Origin of the sequence: Arthrobacter sp. StoSoilA2, from assembly GCF_019977195.1 — a bacterium.
Taxonomy (GTDB): domain Bacteria; phylum Actinomycetota; class Actinomycetes; order Actinomycetales; family Micrococcaceae; genus Arthrobacter.
On sequence record NZ_AP024643.1, the window covers coordinates 4,053,043 to 4,073,650 of the forward strand.

The 20,608-nt window shown below is 62.8% G+C and carries 17 protein-coding genes; 9 read left to right on the plus strand and 8 right to left on the minus strand.

Going from position 1 to position 20,608, the window contains the following annotated elements; genetic code table 11:
- Positions 1 to 24 precede the first annotated feature (24 nt).
- Positions 25 to 492: a GNAT family N-acetyltransferase gene (locus LDN82_RS18395; RefSeq protein ID WP_224165329.1), complete on the plus strand. Its 468-nt coding sequence runs from the start codon at positions 25 to 27 to the stop codon at positions 490 to 492.
- A gap of 48 nt (positions 493 to 540) precedes the next feature.
- On the opposite strand, the gene LDN82_RS18400 is transcribed toward LDN82_RS18395, so the two are convergent.
- The 5 genes from LDN82_RS18400 to LDN82_RS18420 form a co-directional block, all read right to left on the minus strand.
- Positions 541 to 3,363, minus strand: coding sequence for a molybdopterin cofactor-binding domain-containing protein (locus tag LDN82_RS18400; RefSeq protein ID WP_224165330.1), 2,823 nt, complete (start codon positions 3,361 to 3,363; stop codon positions 541 to 543).
- Positions 3,353 to 4,288, minus strand: coding sequence for an FAD binding domain-containing protein (locus tag LDN82_RS18405; RefSeq protein WP_224165331.1), 936 nt, complete (start codon positions 4,286 to 4,288; stop codon positions 3,353 to 3,355). The genes LDN82_RS18400 and LDN82_RS18405 overlap by 11 nt, the downstream gene beginning before the upstream one ends.
- Positions 4,279 to 5,517, minus strand: coding sequence for an XdhC/CoxI family protein (locus LDN82_RS18410; protein ID WP_224165332.1), 1,239 nt, complete (start codon positions 5,515 to 5,517; stop codon positions 4,279 to 4,281). Before LDN82_RS18410 ends, LDN82_RS18405 begins: the two co-directional genes overlap by 10 nt.
- A gap of 332 nt (positions 5,518 to 5,849) precedes the next feature.
- Entirely contained in the window at positions 5,850 to 7,418 is a 1,569-nt protein-coding gene (locus LDN82_RS18415) for an NCS2 family permease (protein WP_224165333.1), read from the minus strand.
- A 15-nt stretch (positions 7,419 to 7,433) separates the two neighbouring features.
- Positions 7,434 to 7,928, minus strand: coding sequence for a nucleoside deaminase (locus LDN82_RS18420; RefSeq protein WP_224088887.1), 495 nt, complete (start codon positions 7,926 to 7,928; stop codon positions 7,434 to 7,436).
- Between the two features lie 400 nt (positions 7,929 to 8,328).
- Here LDN82_RS18420 and LDN82_RS18425 point away from each other — a divergent pair, with 400 nt between their 5' ends.
- The gene (locus LDN82_RS18425) at positions 8,329 to 9,672 is read left to right on the plus strand and encodes an 8-oxoguanine deaminase (protein ID WP_224165334.1); all 1,344 of its coding nucleotides are present in this window, start codon (positions 8,329 to 8,331) and stop codon (positions 9,670 to 9,672) included.
- A gap of 88 nt (positions 9,673 to 9,760) precedes the next feature.
- Here LDN82_RS18425 and LDN82_RS18430 read toward each other — a convergent pair whose 3' ends face one another.
- Positions 9,761 to 10,696 (minus strand): type IV toxin-antitoxin system AbiEi family antitoxin domain-containing protein, encoded by a 936-nt coding sequence (locus LDN82_RS18430; RefSeq protein ID WP_224165335.1) that lies wholly within the window; start codon positions 10,694 to 10,696, stop codon positions 9,761 to 9,763.
- A 171-nt stretch (positions 10,697 to 10,867) separates the two neighbouring features.
- Positions 10,868 to 11,044 (minus strand): hypothetical protein, encoded by a 177-nt coding sequence (locus tag LDN82_RS18435; protein WP_224088889.1) that lies wholly within the window; start codon positions 11,042 to 11,044, stop codon positions 10,868 to 10,870.
- A 372-nt stretch (positions 11,045 to 11,416) separates the two neighbouring features.
- Between LDN82_RS18435 and pucL the strand changes: the two genes are divergently transcribed.
- From pucL to LDN82_RS18450, 3 genes are all read left to right on the plus strand, one after another.
- Positions 11,417 to 12,331, plus strand: coding sequence for a factor-independent urate hydroxylase (gene pucL / locus LDN82_RS18440; RefSeq protein WP_224165336.1), 915 nt, complete (start codon positions 11,417 to 11,419; stop codon positions 12,329 to 12,331).
- 165 nt (positions 12,332 to 12,496) lie between these two features.
- Positions 12,497 to 14,005: a nucleobase:cation symporter-2 family protein gene (locus tag LDN82_RS18445; RefSeq protein WP_224165337.1), complete on the plus strand. Its 1,509-nt coding sequence runs from the start codon at positions 12,497 to 12,499 to the stop codon at positions 14,003 to 14,005.
- Between the two features lie 128 nt (positions 14,006 to 14,133).
- Positions 14,134 to 14,349 (plus strand): hypothetical protein, encoded by a 216-nt coding sequence (locus tag LDN82_RS18450; protein WP_224165338.1) that lies wholly within the window; start codon positions 14,134 to 14,136, stop codon positions 14,347 to 14,349.
- A gap of 61 nt (positions 14,350 to 14,410) precedes the next feature.
- On the opposite strand, the gene LDN82_RS18455 is transcribed toward LDN82_RS18450, so the two are convergent.
- The gene (locus LDN82_RS18455) at positions 14,411 to 15,166 is read right to left on the minus strand and encodes an IclR family transcriptional regulator (RefSeq protein ID WP_224088895.1); all 756 of its coding nucleotides are present in this window, start codon (positions 15,164 to 15,166) and stop codon (positions 14,411 to 14,413) included.
- 221 nt (positions 15,167 to 15,387) lie between these two features.
- Between LDN82_RS18455 and LDN82_RS18460 the strand changes: the two genes are divergently transcribed.
- The 4 genes from LDN82_RS18460 to LDN82_RS18475 are packed head-to-tail and all read left to right on the plus strand — an operon-like array spanning position 15,388 to position 20,494.
- Positions 15,388 to 16,788: an NAD-dependent malic enzyme gene (locus LDN82_RS18460; RefSeq protein ID WP_224088897.1), complete on the plus strand. Its 1,401-nt coding sequence runs from the start codon at positions 15,388 to 15,390 to the stop codon at positions 16,786 to 16,788.
- Positions 16,789 to 16,804: 16 nt separating this feature from the next.
- Complete coding sequence (gene aceB / locus LDN82_RS18465) at positions 16,805 to 18,403, plus strand: malate synthase A (protein ID WP_224165339.1); 1,599 nt, start codon at positions 16,805 to 16,807, stop codon at positions 18,401 to 18,403.
- Between the two features lies 1 nt (position 18,404).
- Positions 18,405 to 19,667: an aldolase gene (locus LDN82_RS18470; RefSeq protein ID WP_224091159.1), complete on the plus strand. Its 1,263-nt coding sequence runs from the start codon at positions 18,405 to 18,407 to the stop codon at positions 19,665 to 19,667.
- A 14-nt stretch (positions 19,668 to 19,681) separates the two neighbouring features.
- Positions 19,682 to 20,494: a bifunctional allantoicase/(S)-ureidoglycine aminohydrolase gene (locus tag LDN82_RS18475; RefSeq protein ID WP_224088899.1), complete on the plus strand. Its 813-nt coding sequence runs from the start codon at positions 19,682 to 19,684 to the stop codon at positions 20,492 to 20,494.
- Positions 20,495 to 20,608: the final 114 nt, after the last annotated feature.

Here is a 20,608-nt window from a genome sequence, read left to right on the forward strand (position 1 = left end):
TCCTGAGCCGGTAAGTTTGAATCCATGATCCAGATTGCACCTGACGATCCCACGCGCCCGGATGTTCATCAGCTCCTCAGCGAGCATCTGGCGGATATGTTTGCGACGTCGCCGGCAGAAAGCGTGCACGCGTTGGACCATTCGGCGTTGTCGCATGAAACGATCACGTTCTGGACAGCCCGCGAGGACGGCGTGTTGCTTGGATGCGGGGCGCTGAAGGAACTGGCCGCGGGGCATGCTGAGATCAAGTCGATGCGCACCACCACCGCTGCCCGTGGGCGGGGAGTGGCCACCCGCATGCTCGAACATATCGTGGCCGAAGCCGGCCGGCGGGGATACGAACGTGTGAGCTTGGAAACGGGAACCGAAGAGTACTTTGCGCCCGCGCGTCGCTTGTATGCCAGGCATGGATTCACCGAATGCCCGCCCTTCGCCGACTACACCCTGGACCCGAACAGCGTGTTCATGGAGCTCACCCTCTCGCCCAAGTAGGTAGCATTTGTGCGCGTTTAGACGGCTCAAAACGCGCACAAATGCGACTCAGTTGGGGATCAGGGTGCGGTCACGGAGGGCCAGGTAGATTTTGTCCCGGGCGATGGGCAATTCGCCGAAACGGACCCCGGTGGCGTTGCGGATCGCATTGGCCAGCGCGGGTGCCACGGGGTTGAACGGGCTCTCGCTCATGGACTTGGCGCCGAGGGGCCCGGTGGTGTCGTTGGTTGTTGCGAAATAGACCTCGCTCCGCGGCACGTCCGCGAATGAGGGAATGTGATACTGCCGGAGGATATCGGTGGTGACGTGTCCGGCGTCGTCCACTTTCACTTCCTCATACAGCACCGCACCAAGTGCCTGCGCGATGCCGCCTTCGATCTGCCCACGGCACTGACGAGGGTTCACCACAACGCCGGCATCTGCGGCTTGCACGCTCTGCAGGATCCGCAGCTCACCCGTTCCCGTATTAACGGCAACCCGGAAACCGTGGACATTGAAGGCCACTGACCGCGGCGTTCCTCCCCAGTTGCCATCCGTGGCGAGGCGAACGCCTTGCAGACGGGCGGCGTCGAAAATTTCCGTGAGCGGAACAACACGGTCACCGCACTCGACAGCCCCGTCCACCAAGCGGCAATCCGCTAATGCAGCCCCTGTCAGCGAAGCCGCGACGGTCTGGATCCTCCTGGCGAGTTCAAGGGCCGCACCGAGCGTCGCCTTGCCGGCCACCACCGTCCCGGCCGAACCAAATGCGCCGGTATCGTGCTCCACGAGGTCCGTATCGGACTGCCGGACGGTAATTTTTGAGGCGGCCGTTGCCAACGCAGTCGCAGCCAGTTGCGCATGGACGGTCGTGGTGCCGTTCCCGAACTCTGCAGTACCGACGTCGACGGCGAACCTTCCGTCCGCTTCCAAGCTCACCCTCGTGTGGGCGAAGTGGCCGCGCGGCGGGACGGTATCGATCATGGACAGGGCCGCACCTTCGCCGATGACCCAGTCCGGACCGAAGTCGTCGAGTCCGGCGGCCCGGTAACGCTCCTTGCCACGGTCCAGGGCGTCCCGGACCAAGGCCACGCACTGGTCCAGACCGTAACTACCGTAGTGGACGTCTTCCTCGGGCTCGGGCGTGGTGGACAACATGTGATCGCCGGGCCGGACCATGTTCTTAAGCCGGAACTCCAAGGGGTCCATGCCGATTCCGATCGCAAGCTCGTCAATTGCCGACTCGATCGCGAAAATCATCTGGCTCAACCCATACCCCCGGAAGGCACCGGCGGGAACGGTGTTGGTGTAGACGGCCTGCGCATCCACTTTCTTGTTCACGCACTTGTAGACCGCCAGCGATTCGCCACAGCCGTGGAACATCACGCCGGGCGCATGGTTTCCGTAAGCGCCGGTGTTGGTGATGACGTCCAATTGAAGGGCGGTCAGGTATCCGTCCCGGCTGGCTCCAGCTTTGAGATTAATGGTGAAGGGGTGCCTTGTGGTGGCGGCCATGAACTGCTCAGTCCGGGTGAACTCCACCTGGACCGGCCTACGCAAAGCCAGTGCCGCGAGGGCCACAAGGTCCTCGGTGAGGACCTCCTGTTTCCCGCCAAAACCTCCGCCAACACGGCCGGCCACCACGCGGACCGTCTCCTCCGGCAGGTTAAACAAGCGCATCAAGGTGCGCTTCACAAGGAACGGAACCTGCGTGGAGGAACGGACAACCAGTCTGCCTTCCTCATCCAGCCAGGCAATGGACGCGTGCGTTTCCATCGCAACGTGCTGAACCCTTTGCGTCTTGTACGTGTGCTCATGGATGAAGTCGGCTGCCGCGAAGCCATCGTCCACGCTGCCCAGCTCGGCATGGACTTCGGCCACCACGTTCTCCAGTGGCCGGGAGATTCTGGAGTAGGCCCCGTCCTTGTCGCCATGGATTGCCGGGGCACCGGGAAGAATTGCCTCTTGGGGCGTAAACACTGGCTCCAGAAGCTCGTACTCCACAACAAGCGCCCGGGTTCCGGCCTCGGCAGCACCAACGGACTCCGCCACGACAGCGGCAACGCGCTGCCCGATGAACCGCACTACGTTGTCCAGCACGCGGGTGTCATCGGGATCGTCAGTGAAGTGTTCGTGCTGGGCAGTGGAGAACAACTGCGCCGGCGCGTCTTCGTGTGTGAACACGGCGACGACGCCAGGAACAGCCAGTGCAGCGGTCTTGTCAATGGATACGATCCGGGCGTGTGGATGCGGCGAACGGAGAAGCTTGAGGTGCAGTAATCCGCGCAGCTGCTCGGCCGGGACATCCAGGGTGTACCGGGCAGTTCCGGTCACCACGGCTTGACCGGCGGGTGCTGGCACATTGTCCCCGAGCTGGCCGGGCGTGGCTTCCACAGCGGCAGGATGACCGGCGCCAGGCGATTGTGCCCCGGAAACGTCAGCTCCGGCGTCGTGCGCGTGCCCGCCGCCATGACCGCACACAGCGTCAGCGATGGAACGGTAGCCGGTGCAGCGGCACAGATTGCCTTTGAGGTTGCGGGGCAGGTTGGCACGTTGCTCGTCGTCGAAAGTTGCTGCCGTCATGACCATGCCAGCGGTGCAGAAACCGCATTGGAAACCCTGCGCTTCAAGGAACTGCTCCTGCACCGGGTGAAGGTTTTGGCCTGTGGAGAGGCCCTCGATCGTGGTGACCGCTTTGCCATCGGCGCGAACAGCCGGGTAGATGCAGCTGTGGACGGGGGTGCCATCGACGTGCACAGTGCAGGCGCCGCAGTCACCGCCGTCGCAGCCCTTCTTAACGCCGAAGTTTCCCTGCTCCCGTAGGAAAGTGCGCAGGCATTGGCCGGGGCGGGGTGTGGCCTGGGAGGCAGCGCCGTTGATCTCAATTGCCATGGGAGGCCTCCTTCTGCGGGTTGTTGTTTGCGGGTTGCGTGGATGGTTGCGGTGATGTGGCGTGCGGCGGCCAGAAATCGCCTGACACGACCATCGACTCGCCCAGTAGCTCGGCCCGGATTTCCTCGGCCAGTTTGAACGTCATATCGCGGCGCCACGCGGGAAGCCCATGGATGTCATCGTGGTACAGCGGCCAGGGAATGGAATCCCCGACGGCGTCAGCCAGCATCCCGGCGTCGGGAACCTGCCCGGCGGGGAACCGTAGTTGTACCGGCCTTTTCGTCGAGGCGGTGACGGTGATGACCATGCCGCCGTCGGCGTCGAGGCGTCCGGTGACCAGCACGCCGGAGCGTCCCAGATTGCTGAGCGACAGACGCCGGAAGGCGACCCTGGCCGAGAGTGCCGCGGCCGGAAGCTGGATGCTGCGGAGCAACTCCCCCGGGGCCAGCACATTCTGCATATCCCCGGTGACGAAATCAGTGACAGGCACGCTGCGGCTGCTGCCATCCGGGCTCTGGATGGATGCAATGCCGTCGAGTCCGGCGCACAAGGAAATCATGGGGCCAGCCGGCAAAGACGTGCAGAGGTTGCCGCCTACCGTGGACATGTTCCAGATCTTGAACGATGCCACGAAAGAGTCGCAGCACGGACGGATCAGGGCCAGCCCCGGCCACTCACGGTTGGCTATTTCCGCGGATGCCGGCAGGGCGTAAAGCTCAGCGACGGTGCAGGTGGCGGCAAGTTCGATGCCTTGGTCTGTGACAGTGATCGCTGGCCAATCCGCTTGGCCGAGGTCAAGGAGCCGCTTGAGGACGGTGCTGCCGTAGGAGAAAAGGACAGTGCCCCCGGCGAGCCAGGCATCGCCGTCGCGCCATTGCGAAGGATCCGTGGTGGGGACCACGGCCTCGATGGTGTTCATGTCCATGGGTCCTCCTGAATGAGGTGTTGAGGTGCTGGGTGAATCGGGCCGGTGCTGTCCTTGAGCGAGGGGAAGCCCGTGGCTGTGTGGCTGGGAGTTCCCCGCTCGGCGATGATTTCTGCCGTGATGGAGACGGCGACTTCGGCTGGTGTCACTGCACCAAGGTCCAATCCGATCGGGGAATGCAGGCGTTCGAGCGCTTCGGCAGGCGTGCCCGCTTCGAGCAGGGCGTCAATCCGTTGCCGGTGGCTGCGCCGCGAGCCCATTGCGCCGACGTAAGCCAGGTTCAAGCGAAGCGCTGTTTCAAGCAAAGGGATGTCGAATTTTGGATCGTGGGTCAGCACGCACACCACGGTCCGGGCGTCGACCTGCCCGGCCGCTGCTTCGGCTTCCAGATACCGGTGAGGCCAGTCGGTGACCACTTGGTCCGCTCCGGCGAAACGGGTCTGCTGGGCAAACGCAGGGCGGGCATCACACAGGGTGACGTTGTAACCAAGTAACTGTCCGGCGGGGAGCAAAGCGGCTCCGAAGTCGTTGGCACCGAAAATGAGCATCCGCGCTGCCGGCAACCGGCTTTCCACGAACAGGGTGATCGGTTCGGGCTGGGTTACTTCTTGTGGGGGCAATGCCAACCTCTCAGTGGTCACCCAGCCATCGATGCAGCCCTCTGGTGCTGCCAGCCGGACCAACCCCGTGCGGCCGCCTTGGAGCAGCGGCTCCACCTGAGCCGCCGCAGCCATCAAGGTGGCAGGATGATCGCCGACCAACCGGGCGAGTTGCGTTGATTCCATGGCACGGAAGCGCACGGGATCATCAACGACGACAACGCCCCCTCCGCCGCCGAGCCTGCGGATGAGCGCGAGGGCAGTGGGTTCGTTTGAGACAGCAATATCGAACAGGGCCATTTCGCCGGAATCGCTAGCCAGCGGCTGGATATGGACTTCCAGCTCCCCTCCACAGGTGAGTCCTGCGGCGAACGCGTCCTCGGCACTGTAGCCAAAAGATTCAACGCGTGGGCCGCCGTCGCGCATTGCTTCCAAGGCTGCCTCAACGACGGCCCCTTCTACGCAACCGCCGGACAGGCTGCCCAGGATTTCGCCGTGTTCGGAGACCATCATGGAAGTCCCCATGGGGCGCGGCACGGAGCCGCCGGTCCCTACAATCGTGGCCACAGCGCATCGTTGGCCAGAGACCGCAGGCCGCCAGCTGCCCAGGGAAGGCATCAGATCCAGCATGGCAACACGTCCTTTTCCAGGTGTCCCGGCCAGGTGGCCCGGCCGGAGAAGTGCGCGATCTTGCCCTCATAATCTCATTTCCAGAAGGTGTTGAGGGGTAGTCGCGGTTATTGAATAAGAGTTCATAGGAACGGGGGCAAGGGCTTCATCTCCCTGCCCCCGTTCCCTGACGGAGCATCAACACCCGTTCCTGAATCAACAGGGCCGCCGCCCGCCGTCGTGCCTGTTCCCAAAGGACCACGACGACGGACGCCTATTCGTGCGGTGGGTGCGGACGGACCGCCGTTCGAAGTGCCGGGTGTGGGCCCGCCGGCGCGGGGGTGGCTCCGGGGTTAGACGCCCATCAAGGCGTTGATCGGGCCACGGGCGAAGTAGATGATGAAGCCCGCCGTGACCACCCACATGAGCGGATGGACCTTCTTGGCCTTGCCCGATGCCGCGCTGATCACCGCGAAGGAGATGAACCCGACGCCGATGCCGTTGGCAATGGAGTAGGTCAGCGGCATGGTCACGATGGTGAGGAACGCCGGCAACGCGATGGCGAACTTGGTGAACTTGATCTCGCGGATCTGGGCCATCATCATCGCGCCCACCACCACCAGCGCGGCGGCAGCCACTTCCAGAGGGACAACCGAAGTCAGCGGCGTGAAGAACATCGAACCAAGGAACAGCAAGCCGGTGACCACCGAGGCAAGGCCGGTCCGTGCGCCTTCGCCGATGCCCGCAGCCGAGTCGATGTACACGGTGTTTGATGAGCCGGACGTTGCGCCGCCCACCACTGCACCCATGCCTTCAACGATGAAGGCGGACTTCAGTTTGGGGAACGTACCGTCCTTGTGTGCCACGCCTGCGCTCTTGGCCAGGCCCGTCATGGTGCCCATGGCGTCGAAGAAGTTGGTGAACACCAGGGTGAAGACCAGCATGGTCGCAGCCAGTCCGCCGATCCTGGCGAACGAACCGAAGAGATCGAACTGGCCTACCAGGCTGAGGTCCGGGACGGACATCAACTGGCTGGACAGGATCGGCACGTTGAGGTGCCAGCCGCCGGGGTTGTCCGCGGTGCCGGGACCAATGTGGAACACGGCCTCGGCTACAGCGGCGAGGACTGTTGTGGCGACGATGCCGATCAACAGGCCGCCCTGGATCTTACGTGCCACGAGGATACCCATGACCAGCAATCCGATGATGAAGACGAGGGTTGGGATGGAGGTGATGGAACCATCCGTGCCGAGCTGGACCGGAGGGCCGCCCTTTGTGGGGCGAACAAAGCCGGAGTCGACGAAGCCGATAAAGGCGATGAACAGGCCGATGCCAACGGTGATGGCGGCCTTGAGTTCCTTCGGGACTGCCTTGAAGATCGCAGTCCGCGCACCGGTGGCACCGAAAAGGACGATCAGGATGCCGTTGATGACCACCAGGCCCATGGCTTCCGGCCATGTGACTTCCTGGATGACAGCCACGGCGAGGAAGGAATTGATACCCAGGCCTGCTGCGAGGCCGAAAGGAAGGTTGGCGACCAGTCCGAAGACGATGGTCATGACACCGGCTGTCAGGCCGGTCACTGCGCCCACCTGTGCTGCCGAGAGCCAGCCGCCGGCCACATCCACCGGTGCGTTGTCCGCCGAGAAGCCACCCAGGATGAGCGGGTTGAGGATGACGATGTACGCCATGGTGAAGAACGTGACCAAGCCGCCGCGGAATTCGCGGGCCAACGTGGAACCACGCTTGGAGATCTGGAAAAACTTATCCAGGAAGGAGTTCGACACCGGCGGCTTGCTGTTGCCGGTTGCCGTGTGCTTTGCGTTTGCCGCTGTGGGCTCTGCGCTTTTGCCTCCGTTGGGGAGGAGCGCAGCCTGCTTTTCAGCTGCGGTCTGCATTTCTGCGGGATCCAGGATTGTCATGTCAGCTACCGGGCCCTAGTAGTCGATCCTGGAATCAAGCGTGTTCCATGTGGTGAACGGCTGGAGGGCCGCCGGAGCCTGGGGGTCTCCCAGTTCCAGCTTGGCTACCGGCATCAGCGCGTCCCGGTTGTCGTTCTCGAAGTACTCGTAGAAGACGGCATCATCGAAGCCGACGGATGCGGCATCGTGACGGTCTGCGGCAAAGAACACGCGGTCAACGCGTGCCCACAGTGCGGAGGCCAGGCACATGGGGCATGGCTCGCAGCTGGTGTAGAGGGTTGCTCCGCTCAGGTCGAAGGTCCCCAGTTCGCGGCAGGCGTTACGGATGGCCGTGACTTCTGCGTGGGCGGTGGGATCGTTCGTGGCGGTGACGCGGTTGACGCCCTGGAAGGCTTGTCCATCCGCGGTAACAATGACGGCGCCGAAGGGGCCACCACTGTTGAGGACATTGGCTGTTGCCAGCTCAATGGATGTGGCCAGGAATTGCTCGGCCGTGACGGTTGTACTCATGTTGCGACTTCCTTAGTGCTGAGGAAGCCAGGTGACCTGTTGGGGGCGCTACGGAACGGAGCTCCAGTTAGCTTGGTTACCAGGCTTCAGCATGTGCGATGAAGGTTAAGTTGCGCCTGGTAGATAGCTTCCCGAAGTCCGGGTGCCCGCCTTTGGCAGTTAGAGCGTAGCACCAGGTTTGTGAGCCGCGCCATAGGTTTTTGAAAATTTAATTTCGTCATACGATATTTTCTGCTGGCAGCCGTATGTGACCGAGGGACTCCTGCGCACGTTGACGGCCGCCGTCGTGCATCTTACGCTTTTCGCACCGGACGCACTTGTTGGCTTCCGGCTCCTGGATCAGCAGACAGGGCCTAACTGAGCTGGAACGCGTAAACGCAGACCAGACAAGGAACCTGACATGACCCCACTTTGGATCAAGAACCCGCTGGGTATCTTCACCGCAAACGACCTCGACGCCGGCGGCGGCCTGGTTGTTTCCGACGGGAAGATCGTGGAGCTCGTACCTACGGGCGGGCAGCCTTCGATGCCTTGTTCTGTCTTTGATGCTTCTGCCCACGTGGTTCTGCCCGGGCTCATCAACACCCACCACCACTTCTACCAAACGCTGACCCGCGCGTGGGGTCCGGTGGCCAACGCGCCGCTGTTCCCCTGGTTGCAAAACCTGTACCCGGTGTGGGCACGGCTGACCCCGCGCAGCCTGGAGCTCGCGGTGCAGGTTGCCCTCGCCGAGCTTTTGTTGTCCGGTTGCACCACCGCCGCAGACCACCACTACCTCTTCCCCGACGGCATGGAAGATGCCATTGATATCGAGGTCGCGGCGGTCCGGTCCATGGGGATGCGGGCAACACTGACCCGCGGATCCATGACGTTGGGAGAGGACGACGGCGGGCTCCCGCCCCGGACGACTGTCCAGTCACCCGGGACGATCCTTGCGGACAGTGAACGGCTGATTCGCGAGTACCACGAGACCGGCGATGGGGCTTCTGTTCAGATAGCCCTTGCCCCCTGCTCACCGTTCTCCGTCACCAAAGAAATCATGGCTGAGAGCGCAGCCATGGCCGAGCGCTACGATGTCCGGCTGCACACGCACCTTGCGGAGACCATCGACGAGGAAGACTTCTGCCGCTCCATGTTTGGGCTGCGAACCGTGGATTACCTGGAGTCAGTTGGCTGGTTGGGATCCCGCACCTGGCTTGGACACGGCATCCACTTCAACGACGACGAGATCGCCAGGCTGGGAGCCGCCGGCACCGCCGTCGCGCATTGCCCAACCTCCAACATGAGGCTCGCATCCGGTACCGCACGGGTCCTGGAACTCGAGGCGGCGGGCGTGCCCGTGGGGCTGGGAGTAGACGGATCGGCGTCGAACGATGCTTCCAACATGATCCTCGAAGCCCGCCAAGCGCTGTATTTGCAGCGGCTCCGGTACGGGGCTTCGGTCCCTGTGGAGCGGGCCCTTGGCTGGGCAACACGTGGGTCAGCTGCCGTCCTCGGCCGCTCCGACATCGGGCAGTTGGCTCCTGGCCTTCAAGCCGACCTTGCCCTGTTCAAGCTCGACTCGTTGAGGTTTTCCGGAAGCCACGACCCCATTGCTGCGTTGTTGCTGTGCGGGGCGGACCGTGCGGACCGGGTGATGGTGGGTGGCCACTGGCGCGTGGTGGACGGTGCAATTCCCGATTTGGACGTTGCCGGGCTCATCGCTGAGCACTCTGCGGCGGCGCGGAAGCTGGTGGCGGGGTAGGTCTGCTCTTCCGGGCCGGCCGGGCCGCCCGTTTCGATGGTTCGCTGCGCATTAGACGGGAGGAGTCGTCTAATGCGCAGCAACCCGTCTATCCGGCTGCATGGAGAGCCCGAAGCACCCGAATCTTGAAGTCCTGTTCCTGGAAGAGATCCCGCCATTGGATGCGAACAAAGGTCCAACCGAGCTCCATTAGGGCCTTCTCACGTAATCGTTCCTGAAAAATGACCTCGTCAGTGGGCGCATAGTCGAAGTACTTCATTCGCCCGTCGAACTCAAGGGCAACTTTCTTACTGCGCCACGCAAAATCGAGGCGATGACGCCCCTCGGACGTTTGAACCTCCACTTGCAGCTCGGGTAGACCAATCCCGAGCCGCAAAAGAAGTTCGCGGGTAAGGGTTTCACCGGGCGACTCCGACTTCGGATCTGCGTTCGCCAGCGCCGTCCGCAACGAAAGGACACCGTTCCGCCCCGCCAGGCCTGCACACATAACCTTCAGCTTGCCCACGTCCGCGCCACGGCGGAGTGCATGGTCCATCAAAATGAGGGCCTGCCGGACGTTCAACAACATGCAGCAGTTCACAACCGTCTGCTCCAGGGATGTGCACGGCAGACCGTCCACAAGAACCACATCGTCCTTGGCGAGAATCCTGGAATGGGCCACTACGTCGCGGCCATGCGAGATAGGCGACGGCGTCTTCTCCTGAGTGACATGTATCCGGTCATCTACGTCCCAGAGGAACAGCCGGTGGAGTCGCGCCGCGGAGGTATGGCTGTAGACCAAGCCGCCACCCGACGTCGTGAGCGTCCCATGAGCGTGTGCTGCGATCAGTTGTCGGCTTCGCACCCAAGGCTTCTGCGCGGTCCAGGTGCTCCCGCGGATGTAGCAACCTCGGCGGAGCCTTACCAGCACACCCCCTCGCACGAGGGTGGCTATGGCGCGGGCATTGAATCCCGCCGCATTGAGCTCGCTCGTCCGCCATAGGTTCATGCCGGGAGGGAGCTCCACGAGGGCTGTCTTAGTCATGAACCAAGCTTGGCCAGACCCTGTGATCCTGGGACAGGAGGGTTTGATCCTATGTGGAAAAGTCCGCCTAGACGGCTTGCTGCGGGTTAGACGAATCCTACCGTCTAACCCGCAGCTTCACGTCGAAACGGGGTGCGGCATGGAAGGCGGCCCGTGGATGCGGGAAAGATCCTAGGGGCGTTGCCGGCCGAACACCGGGAGCGCGCGGAGCCAGCGCGAGAATCCGCCGGCATTGCGGTCGCAGTCGGCCGGAATGTAAAAGTCCGGATCTGTTGCACCGAAAGGCAGGTACAGCTCCTGACCCGGTGCCGGGAATTCCACGACCTTGTTCGTATCCTTCGAGTCCATCTGTTCCTCCTCTTTCTCATGCAAGCAGTTTTCCGTATTTCGGAAGTTATTTATTGCTATGTGAAAGTGTAGGCAGCTCCCAAACGAAGCGTCAAGACCCGTCCAGAAGGGAGGATGGGGTTGCTCCGGTCACATTTCGCTGCTTCATAACGATCTCCGGAAACCCATATACACAAGCCGAAATCATGCGCTACTCTCGAATGAGTTCGTGGCGTACGTCACGTAACCTGAGAGCAGCAGGCAGGGTCGTAATGAGCTGGCATCAATGGATGTCGGCTCTTTTTTGTTGGGTCGGCTCCACCAGAAACGCGGTGGAAACACGCGCTTAATTTCATTGATGGAACGTAGGTTCCACCTCACAGAAGTTGGGATATGACCATGAGCAACAACATCGTCCTCGGCGAAAACCAGTACGGCAAAGCGGAAGTCCGCGTCGTCAAGGTCACTCGGGATACTGACCGCCACCACATCGAAGATCTGAATGTCACCTCGCAGCTCCGCGGCGATTTCCAGGCTGCGCACCTCGAAGGCGACAACGGCCATGTGGTCGCCACCGATACCCAGAAGAACACTGTCTACGCATTTGCCCGTGACGGCATCGGCTCACCGGAGTCCTTCCTGCTGCGTCTCGCCGATCACTTCACCGGCGGGTTCGAATGGGTAACCGGTGGCCGCTGGGAAGCCGAGGCCTACAGCTGGGATCGCATCCAGGCACACGGCGCAGGACACGACCACAGCTTCGTCCGCAACGGACAAGAGGTGCGTACCGCCGTCGTCGTCCGTGATGGCGCAACCACCCACGTGATTTCCGGCCTCAAGGACCTTACCGTCCTCAAGACCACCCAGTCGGGCTTCGTCGGCTACCCGCGCGACAAGTACACCACCCTGCCGGAAACCACGGACCGCATTCTTGCCACTGATGTGTCCGCCCGCTGGCGTTACAACACCAACGTGGACCTGGCAGGCACGGACTTCAACAAGAGCTACGAGGACATCAAGGCCCTGCTGCTGGAAGGCTTCACCGAGAACTACTCGCACGCCCTGCAGCAGACCCTGTTCGACATGGGCAAGAAGGTCCTGGAAGCACACAGCGAAGTGGATGAGATCAAGTTCTCCATGCCCAACAAGCACCACTTCCTGGTTGACCTGAGCCCGTTCGGCCTGGACAACCCGAACGAGGTTTTCTTCGCAGCGGACCGCCCGTACGGCCTCATCGAAGCAACCGTCCAGCGCGACAACACCACAGCCGCGCCCGCTGCATGGAGCGGCATCGCCGGCTTCTGCTAAGCACCACCCCTAACAACGCACCATCCCGGAGTTTGTGTGCAGGTCCCCCATCGCGTCCCAAGGCCGGACCTGCACACAAACCCCAACCCCAAAAACCCCAAGATTTTGTTAGCCAGACACAGTTAGCCAGACGAAGACGTCTGCCATGAACCCAGAAAGTCTGCCATGAACATCAAGAAGAAACCCCGCCCTGCGAATACCACCTCTTCGCAGCCGCACAAGCCGGAACGTCCTGAGGACAAGCGGCTCTCCATCGGAAGCACGTTCGCCTACGGCTTCCAGCACGTCCTCACCATGTATGGCGGAATCATTGCCCCACCGCTGATCATCGGCGCCGCCGCAGGCATGTCCTCGCAGGATATCGGCCTCCTCATCGCAGCCTGCCTGTTCGTCGGCGGCCTGGCCACCATCCTCCAGACGGTGGGCATCCCGTTCTTCGGCTCACAGCTACCCCTTGTTCAGGGCGTCTCCTTCGCCGGCGTCTCGACGATGGTTGCGATCGTCCAAGGCGGCGGGGGCATCCAGGCCGTCTTCGGTTCGGTCATCGTGGCTTCCCTGATCGGCCTGGCCATCACCCCCCTGTTCTCCAAGATCATCAAGTTCTTCCCGCCCGTGGTCACGGGCACAGTCATCACCACCATTGGCCTGACGCTGATGCCGGTTGCAGCCAACTGGGCCATGGGTGGAAACGCCAAGGCCGACAACTACGGCAGCATGGCCAACATTGGCCTCGCCGCAGCAACCATGGGCGTCGTCCTGCTCCTGAGCAAGGTGGGCAACGCCGCCATCTCCCGGCTCTCCATCCTGCTGGCCATGGTCATCGGCACCATCATCGCGTTCGTCGCAGGAATGGCAGACTTCTCCAAGGTTGGCCAGGGCGACGTCGTCGCTTTCCCCACGCCCTTCGCCTTCGGCGCTCCAACCTTCGAAATCGCAGCAATCATTTCGATGCTCATCGTCATCCTGGTAACACTTACCGAGACCTCCGCAGACATCATTGCAGTGGGCGAGATCGTCGATACCAAGGTTGACTCCCGCCGCATCGGCGACGGCCTCCGCGCGGACATGCTCTCCAGCGCCATCTCACCGCTGTTCAACTCCTTCACACAGAGCGCCTTCGCCCAGAACGTTGGGCTCGTGGCCATCACAGGCATCAAGAGCCGGTTCGTGGTCAGCGCCGGCGGCCTCATCCTGGTGGTCCTGGGCCTCCTGCCGATCCTCGGCCGAGTGGTCGCAGCGGTTCCGACGCCCGTCCTGGGCGGTGCCGGCGTCGTGCTTTTCGGCACGGTGGCAGCCAGCGGTATCCGCACGCTTGCCAAGGTTGAGTACAAGAACAACATGAACCTGATCATCGTTGCGGCTTCGATCGGCTTCGGCATGATCCCCATTGCCGCCCCGAAGTTCTACGACCAGTTCCCGTCCTGGTTCTCCACGATCTTCCACTCCGGCATCAGCTCCGCCGCGGTCATGGCGATCCTGCTGAACATCCTGTTCAACCACTTCAAGGCAGGCAACACAGACAATCAGTCAGTGTTCGTCGCTGGTACGGACCGGATCGTCAGCGAAGAGGACATCAAGTGCCTCAGCGAAGGCGACCGCTTCGAGAACGGCAAGCTCATCGACGCTGACGGCAAGGAAGTCCCGCTCAAGACCTCCAGCGCCTCCGAGCACTAGGTCCCGGTCGCAGAGACAGCAACAGGCGGCAGTGTTTCCTTGGGGGACACTGCCGCCTTTTGTCGGCTAGCGGGGTCTGATCGCCTACGGGAATGTACGACGCCGGCACTCACTTTCGCAGGCTGCCCATGCCCCGTTGGGTTGCCGCCGCGATTGGTTTGCGTCAGGCATTGGCCCCCTTGATCGGCATTCCCAAGGCCGCGCAGGACACGTTCAAGGTGACGGACCAGTCGGGCGAAGAAGCCCTGATCTACGTCCGGGACAAGCACTTGAACTTCGCTGCCGCCGTCGGGGTGGATCCGGTGATGAGGAAAGCTACCCGCTCAAAACCCACGCCGAGATGACAAAAGATGGCAATGTTTCCGGGAAACATTGCCATCAAATGCCAACTCGGCGGGAGGCGGGTCAGTTCTGGTTGAGCTCCGCGGAGATCGCCAGGGCGGCCTCGCGCAGCATCGGCACAGCGCGGTCGGCAAAGCTCTGGTCCACACGGGTGATGGGCCCGGAAACGGAGATCGCGGTAGGAGTGGGAGCATTGGGCACTGCCATCGCGAAGCAGCGTACGCCGAGCTCCTGCTCTTCTTCGTCAATGGAGTAGCCGCGCTCACGGATCAGCTTGAGGTCCGCGAGCAGGGAGTCGATATCGCCGATGCTCTTGGCCGTGGGCGTGGGCATGCCGGTGCGGGCAACGATGCCCCGGACCTGTTCGTCGTCGAGCTGCGCCAGGATCGCTTTGCCAACGCCGGTGTCATGCGTGTGGGCGCGGCGGCCAACCTCGGTGAACATGCGCATGGAGTGCATGGACGGGACCTGGGCCACGTAGATAACCATGTCCGAATCCAGGACCGCCATGTTGGAAGTCTCGCCAAGGCGTTCAACGAGGGTCTTCAGCTGCGGACGCGCCACGGCGCCGAGCTGCTTGCTGGCACCCTCGCCGAGCCGGATGAGCCGGGGACCCAAAGCGTAGCGCCGGTTGGGCAGTTGGCGAATGTAGCCAAGGGAGACCAAAGTGCGCAGCAGGCGGTGGATAGTGGGCAAGGGCAGGTCAGTGGACGACGACAGCTCGCTCAGAGTGACGTCGCCACCCGCATCCGTGATCAGTTCCAGCAGTTCAAAGACGCGCTCAACGGACTGCACGCCTCCGGAGGCTTTTTCAGCCATTCCCTTGTCTCCAATGACTCAGATTCCGACAACTCTTATCCGCATCGTGAAAAGAATTGCTTAGAACACCCAAGATACAGCACGCCGGCCCCATGCGCGATGACACCGAAGATGACCGAGCAGGGGGTTGTATTTCCACTTTGTAGATAATAATATCCATAATACGAAAACATTTAGTTTGGAACGGCTGCCCGGGAACGGGCCTAACAGGAGGAATTTCAATGGCGAATCCGAGCCCCGGAAACTCGATCACCCTGCGCGTCGCCGCACCGTCCAGCTTCACAGCTACGAGCGAACTGGCAGCAGCCGTCGGCGCAGCCGGTGCAGCAATCACCGCGCTGGACGTCACGGAATCCCACCACGAGACGATCGTTGTTGACGTCACCTGCAACACCACGGACGACGCCCACGCAGCCCGTGTGAAGGATGCCCTTAACGCCCTCGACGGCGTGACCGTCCAGCACGTCTCGGACCGCACCTTCCTCATGCACCTGGGCGGCAAGCTCGAGGTCGTCCCCAAAGTAGCCCTGCGCAACCGTGACGATTTGTCCCGCGCCTACACGCCCGGCGTCGCGCGCGTCTGCTTGGCGATCGCCGAAGACCCCGCCGCCGCCCGCAACCTGACGGTCAAGCGCAACACCATCGCAGTCCTCACCGACGGTTCAGCGGTTCTGGGCCTGGGCAACATCGGCCCCGCCGCGGCCCTCCCGGTCATGGAAGGCAAGGCCGCACTGTTCAAGCAGTTCGCCAACGTTGACGCCTGGCCGGTCTGCCTGGACACGCAGGACACCGAAGAAATCATCATGATCGCCAAGGCCATGGCCCCCGTCTACGGCGGCATCAACCTTGAAGATATTGCCGCCCCGCGCTGCTTCGAGATCGAAAACCGCCTCCGCGAAGAACTCGACATCCCGGTGTTCCACGACGACCAGCACGGCACGGCAATCGTCACCCTCGCCGCATTGGTCAACGCCCTGCGTGTAGTGGACAAGAAGCTGTCCGAGGTCAAGATCGTTGTCTCGGGCGTCGGCGCGGCCGGCTCGGCCATCATCCAGCTCCTCAAGGCCCAGGGTGCGCAGCACATCATCGCAGCCGGCCGCTCGGGCGCCATCCACTCGGGCGAGAAGTACGACGACGAGCACCGCAGCTGGATCGCCGCGAACACCAACGAAGAAGGCTTCGCCGGAACCCTGCATGACGCCCTCAAGGGAGCGGACGTGTTCATCGGTGTCAGCGCTCCGCACGTGATCGGCGAGGAGCAGGTTGCTTCCATGGCCGAGAACGCTATCGTGTTTGCCATGGCGAACCCGACGCCGGAAATCGACCCCGTCATCGCGTCCAAGCACGCAGCCGTGGTTGCCACGGGTCGCAGCGACTTCCCCAACCAGATCAACAACGTGCTGGCCTTCCCCGGCTTCTTCCGCGGACTGCTGGATGCTGGAGCATCTGACATCACTCCGGACATGCTGGTGGCCGCTGCGGAGGCAATTGCCAACCGGGTGGCTGACGATGAGCTGAACGCGAGTTACATTATCCCCAGCGTCTTCGATCCCCATGTTGCCGCCGATGTGGCCAGTGCCGTAGCAGCAGCTGCGCACGCCAACGCCGCCAGCGCACTCTAGAAAAGGACACCGCCAAATGGCTATCACAGTCACTGATCCCCGGCCGATCGATCGCGCCGAGGAGATCCTCACCCCCAAGGCATTGGCCTTCATCGAGGAACTGCACAAGCGCTTCGCCGGCACCCGTGCCGAGCTGCTGGAGGCCCGCAAGGCCAAGCGCCAGAAGGTTGCGGACACCAGCCGCCTGGACTTCCTCCCGGAGACCCAGGAAATCCGCGACGGCGACTGGAAGGTCGCTGAGGCACCGGCGGCCCTGCAGGACCGCCGCGTGGAGATGACCGGTCCGGCAACCCCGGCCAAGATGGCCATCAACGCGCTCAACTCCGGTGCCAAGGTGTGGCTCGCGGACCTCGAAGACGCCAGCACTCCCACGTGGCCCAACGTCATTGACGCGATCCTCAACCTCCGCGACGCCGCCCAGGGAACCCTGAGCTACACCTCGCCGGAAGGCAAGGAGTACCGTCTGCGCACGGACGCTCCTTTGGCTGTTGTTGTTGCCCGTCCGCGCGGCTGGCACATGGAGGAGAACCACCTGCTCATCGACGGCGAACCTGCGGTGGGCGCGCTGGTGGACTTTGGTCTGCACTTCTTCCACATCGCCAAGCAGTTGCTCCTCAACGGCCATGGCCCTTACTACTACCTGCCCAAGATGGAGAGCCACCTTGAGGCCCGCCTCTGGAACGACGTTTTCGTCTTTGCCCAGGACTTCCTCGGCATCCCGCAGGGCAGCATCCGCGCCACCGTCCTCATTGAGACCATCCCGGCCGCGTTTGAAATGGACGAGATCCTCTATGAGCTGCGCGACCACGCATCGGGCCTGAACGCCGGCCGCTGGGACTACCTGTTCAGCATCATCAAGTACTTCCGTGATGCCGGCGAAGAGTTCGTCCTCCCGGACCGCGCCACCGTTGCCATGACCGCACCGTTCATGCGCGCCTACACCGAGCTCCTGGTCAAGACCTGCCACAAGCGCGGCGCCTTCGCCATGGGTGGCATGGCTGCTGTCATCCCGAACCGCAAGCAGCCCGACGTCACTGCTGCGGCCTTCGACAAGGTCCGTGCCGACAAAACGCGCGAGGCGAACGACGGCTTCGACGGTTCCTGGGTTGCGCACCCGGACCTCGTTTCCACGTGCCGCGAAGTGTTCGATTCGGTACTGGGCAACCGCCCCAACCAGTTGGACAAGCAGCGCCCCGAGGTGAACGTCACGGCTGAGCAGCTGATCGACGTCGCCTCCGCCGGCGGCACCGTGACGGAGGCAGGCCTGCGGCTGAACCTCTACGTCGCCGTCGCGTACACGGGCGTTTGGATCTCCGGCAGCGGTGCCGTTGCCATCCACAACCTCATGGAAGATGCCGCGACCGCGGAAATCTCCCGCTCGCAGGTGTGGCAGCAGATCCGCAACAAGTCCGTCCTCGCGGACACGGGCAACACGGTGACCCGCGAACTCGTCACCCGGATCCTCGGCGAAGAAACCGAGCGCTTGCGCATCGAATTCGGCGACGAGAACTTCACCAAGTACTACGAGCCGGCGTCCAAGCTGATCGAGGACATCTGTCTGTCAGACGATTACACCGATTTCCTGACAACACCCGCTTACGAGCTGGTGGGCTGAGATGGGTTCATTCTCTTCCTCTGATCTGGCTCACATCGAGTCCCGGCTTGAGGCGACGGACCAACTCCTGGACCGCAACTACCCCGGCGACGACGGCTCACGCCAGCCCATTCATACCGTCTACATCCCGGCGGACCGCTTCACGCCGTCATTTGCGGCGGAGTGGGGCGCCCAGGCGCTCGCGACGGCGGAAGCCCACGGAGGCCTGGAAAAGCTCGGCCAGTTGTTGGGTCAGGAGCCTCATTTGGCTGCCGCTGTTGCCTCCCGTGTGGCGGCGAAACTCTCCTCCGAACCGATCGAGGACCTGCGCCTGGACTTCGAGGACGGCTACGGGGACCGCGGCGATGAGGCAGAAGACGCCGACGCCGTTGCTGCCGCCAACGCTGTTGCTGCTGCGGTTGCGGCTGGGACTGCTCCGCCGTTCATCGGCATCCGATTCAAGTGCTTCGAAGCAGCCACCCGTGCCCGCGGCCTGCGGACCCTGGATCTGTTCGTCTCCACACTTGCTGAGGCCGGCGAACTCCCGGCAGGACTGATCCTCACCCTGCCCAAGGTCACCACGGTGGCCCAGGTTCAGGCCATGGACTTCGCAGTCTCGCGTCTCGAGGAAGTCCACGGGCTTCCCGCGGGGAGGCTCCGGTTCGAGGTACAGGTGGAAACGCCGCAGCTCATTCTGGGTGCCGATGGAACGTCTCCCGTGGCACAGCTCCCCCACGTTGTTCCGGGCCGTATCAGCGCCCTGCATTACGGGACCTACGATTACAGCGCTTCGCTGGGAATCTCAGCGGAATACCAATCCATGGAGCATCCCGTGGCCGACTTCGCCAAGGAAGTCATGCAGCTCGCTGTCGCCGGAACGGGTATCCGCCTCTCTGACGGTTCCACCAACATCATTCCTGTGGGCGACGCCGTTGAAGACGCCTGGAAGCTTCACGGCCGGCTGGTCCGCCGCTCCCTTGAAAACGGCTATTACCAAGGATGGGACCTCCACGCCGCCCAGCTCCCCAGCCGCTTCTCGGCGTCGTACGCTTTCTACCGCGAGGGCCTGCCCGCCGCGGCACTGCGCCTCCGCAACTATGTGGAACGCACCGAAGGCGGCGTCATGGACGAGCCCGCCACCGCCCGCGCGCTTGCCGGCTTCGTCCTCCGTGGCGTCCAGTGCGGCGCAGTGGGGACCGACGAGGTCAAGGCGCTTGCCGGCGTCGAACTTTCACAGCTGACCGCACTGGCGCACCCGCGGCTCGCGCAACCGACTTCCCACTGATAAGGAGCATTCCCATGGGTAAGTACTACTACCCCCAGGGCGGCCTGCCGCCGCAGACCCACCTCACCACGGAACGGGCGATCGTCACCGAGGCCTACACCGTGATCCCCAAGGGCGTGATGACGGACATCGTCACCAGCAACCTGCCGGGTTTCTCCAACACGCGTTCGTGGATCATCGCGCGGCCGATCTCAGGCTTTGCCACCACGTTCTCCCAGCTGATCGTGGAGATCGCACCGGGCGGCGGGGCTCCCAAGGCCGAGTTCGAGGCAGGCGTTGAAGGCGTCATCTTCGTCACCAAGGGCCAGGTCAACCTGACCCTCGACGGCGAACTGCACCACCTCGAAGAGGGTGGCTACGCCTACCTCGCTGCCGGCGCGGAGTGGGGCCTGGAGAACGTCTCCGACGACATCGTCTCCTTCCACTGGATCCGCAAGGCCTACGAACGCCTTGAGGGATTCGAGGCCAAGTCCTTCGTCACCAACGAGAAGGACGTGGAGCCCACCTCCATGCCGGACACCAACGACGTCTGGAAAACCACGCGCTTCACGGACTCCAGCGACCTCGCACACGACATGCAGGTCAACATCGTCACCTTCCAGCCCGGCGGTGTGATCCCCTTCCCGGAAACCCACGTCATGGAGCACGGCCTGTACGTCCTGGAGGGCAAGGCCATGTACCTGCTCAACAACGACTGGGTGGAAGTGGAAGCCGGCGACTTCATGTGGCTGCGTGCCTTCTGCCCGCAGGCCTGCTACGCGGGTGGTCCCGGCGAGTTCCGTTACCTGCTGTACAAGGACATGAACCGCCAGGTGAAGCTCACCTAGTCCTTGCCTGCTTGCGCCGAGATCGCCGGAAAGCTGCCAGTTCGCTGGAGTTTTCCGGCGATTTCGTGCGTTTCCCGCGAACTCGTGTCGGCCCCGCTTGGGTAGAGTGCTCCC

Excerpts from the sequence above, each read along its gene's own strand:
- LDN82_RS18395 (WP_224165329.1), top strand. The coding sequence starts at position 25 with ATGATCCAGATTGCACCTGACGATCCCACGCGCCCGGATGTTCATCAG.
- LDN82_RS18400 (WP_224165330.1), bottom strand. The coding sequence starts at position 3,363 with ATGGCAATTGAGATCAACGGCGCTGCCTCCCAGGCCACACCCCGCCCC.
- LDN82_RS18405 (WP_224165331.1), bottom strand. The coding sequence starts at position 4,288 with ATGGACATGAACACCATCGAGGCCGTGGTCCCCACCACGGATCCTTCG.
- LDN82_RS18410 (WP_224165332.1), bottom strand. The coding sequence starts at position 5,517 with ATGCTGGATCTGATGCCTTCCCTGGGCAGCTGGCGGCCTGCGGTCTCT.
- LDN82_RS18415 (WP_224165333.1), bottom strand. The coding sequence starts at position 7,418 with ATGACAATCCTGGATCCCGCAGAAATGCAGACCGCAGCTGAAAAGCAG.
- LDN82_RS18420 (WP_224088887.1), bottom strand. The coding sequence starts at position 7,928 with ATGAGTACAACCGTCACGGCCGAGCAATTCCTGGCCACATCCATTGAG.
- LDN82_RS18425 (WP_224165334.1), top strand. The coding sequence starts at position 8,329 with ATGACCCCACTTTGGATCAAGAACCCGCTGGGTATCTTCACCGCAAAC.
- LDN82_RS18430 (WP_224165335.1), bottom strand. The coding sequence starts at position 10,696 with ATGACTAAGACAGCCCTCGTGGAGCTCCCTCCCGGCATGAACCTATGG.
- LDN82_RS18435 (WP_224088889.1), bottom strand. The coding sequence starts at position 11,044 with ATGGACTCGAAGGATACGAACAAGGTCGTGGAATTCCCGGCACCGGGT.
- pucL (WP_224165336.1), top strand. The coding sequence starts at position 11,417 with ATGACCATGAGCAACAACATCGTCCTCGGCGAAAACCAGTACGGCAAA.
- LDN82_RS18445 (WP_224165337.1), top strand. The coding sequence starts at position 12,497 with ATGAACATCAAGAAGAAACCCCGCCCTGCGAATACCACCTCTTCGCAG.
- LDN82_RS18450 (WP_224165338.1), top strand. The coding sequence starts at position 14,134 with ATGCCCCGTTGGGTTGCCGCCGCGATTGGTTTGCGTCAGGCATTGGCC.
- LDN82_RS18455 (WP_224088895.1), bottom strand. The coding sequence starts at position 15,166 with ATGGCTGAAAAAGCCTCCGGAGGCGTGCAGTCCGTTGAGCGCGTCTTT.
- LDN82_RS18460 (WP_224088897.1), top strand. The coding sequence starts at position 15,388 with ATGGCGAATCCGAGCCCCGGAAACTCGATCACCCTGCGCGTCGCCGCA.
- aceB (WP_224165339.1), top strand. The coding sequence starts at position 16,805 with ATGGCTATCACAGTCACTGATCCCCGGCCGATCGATCGCGCCGAGGAG.
- LDN82_RS18470 (WP_224091159.1), top strand. The coding sequence starts at position 18,405 with ATGGGTTCATTCTCTTCCTCTGATCTGGCTCACATCGAGTCCCGGCTT.
- LDN82_RS18475 (WP_224088899.1), top strand. The coding sequence starts at position 19,682 with ATGGGTAAGTACTACTACCCCCAGGGCGGCCTGCCGCCGCAGACCCAC.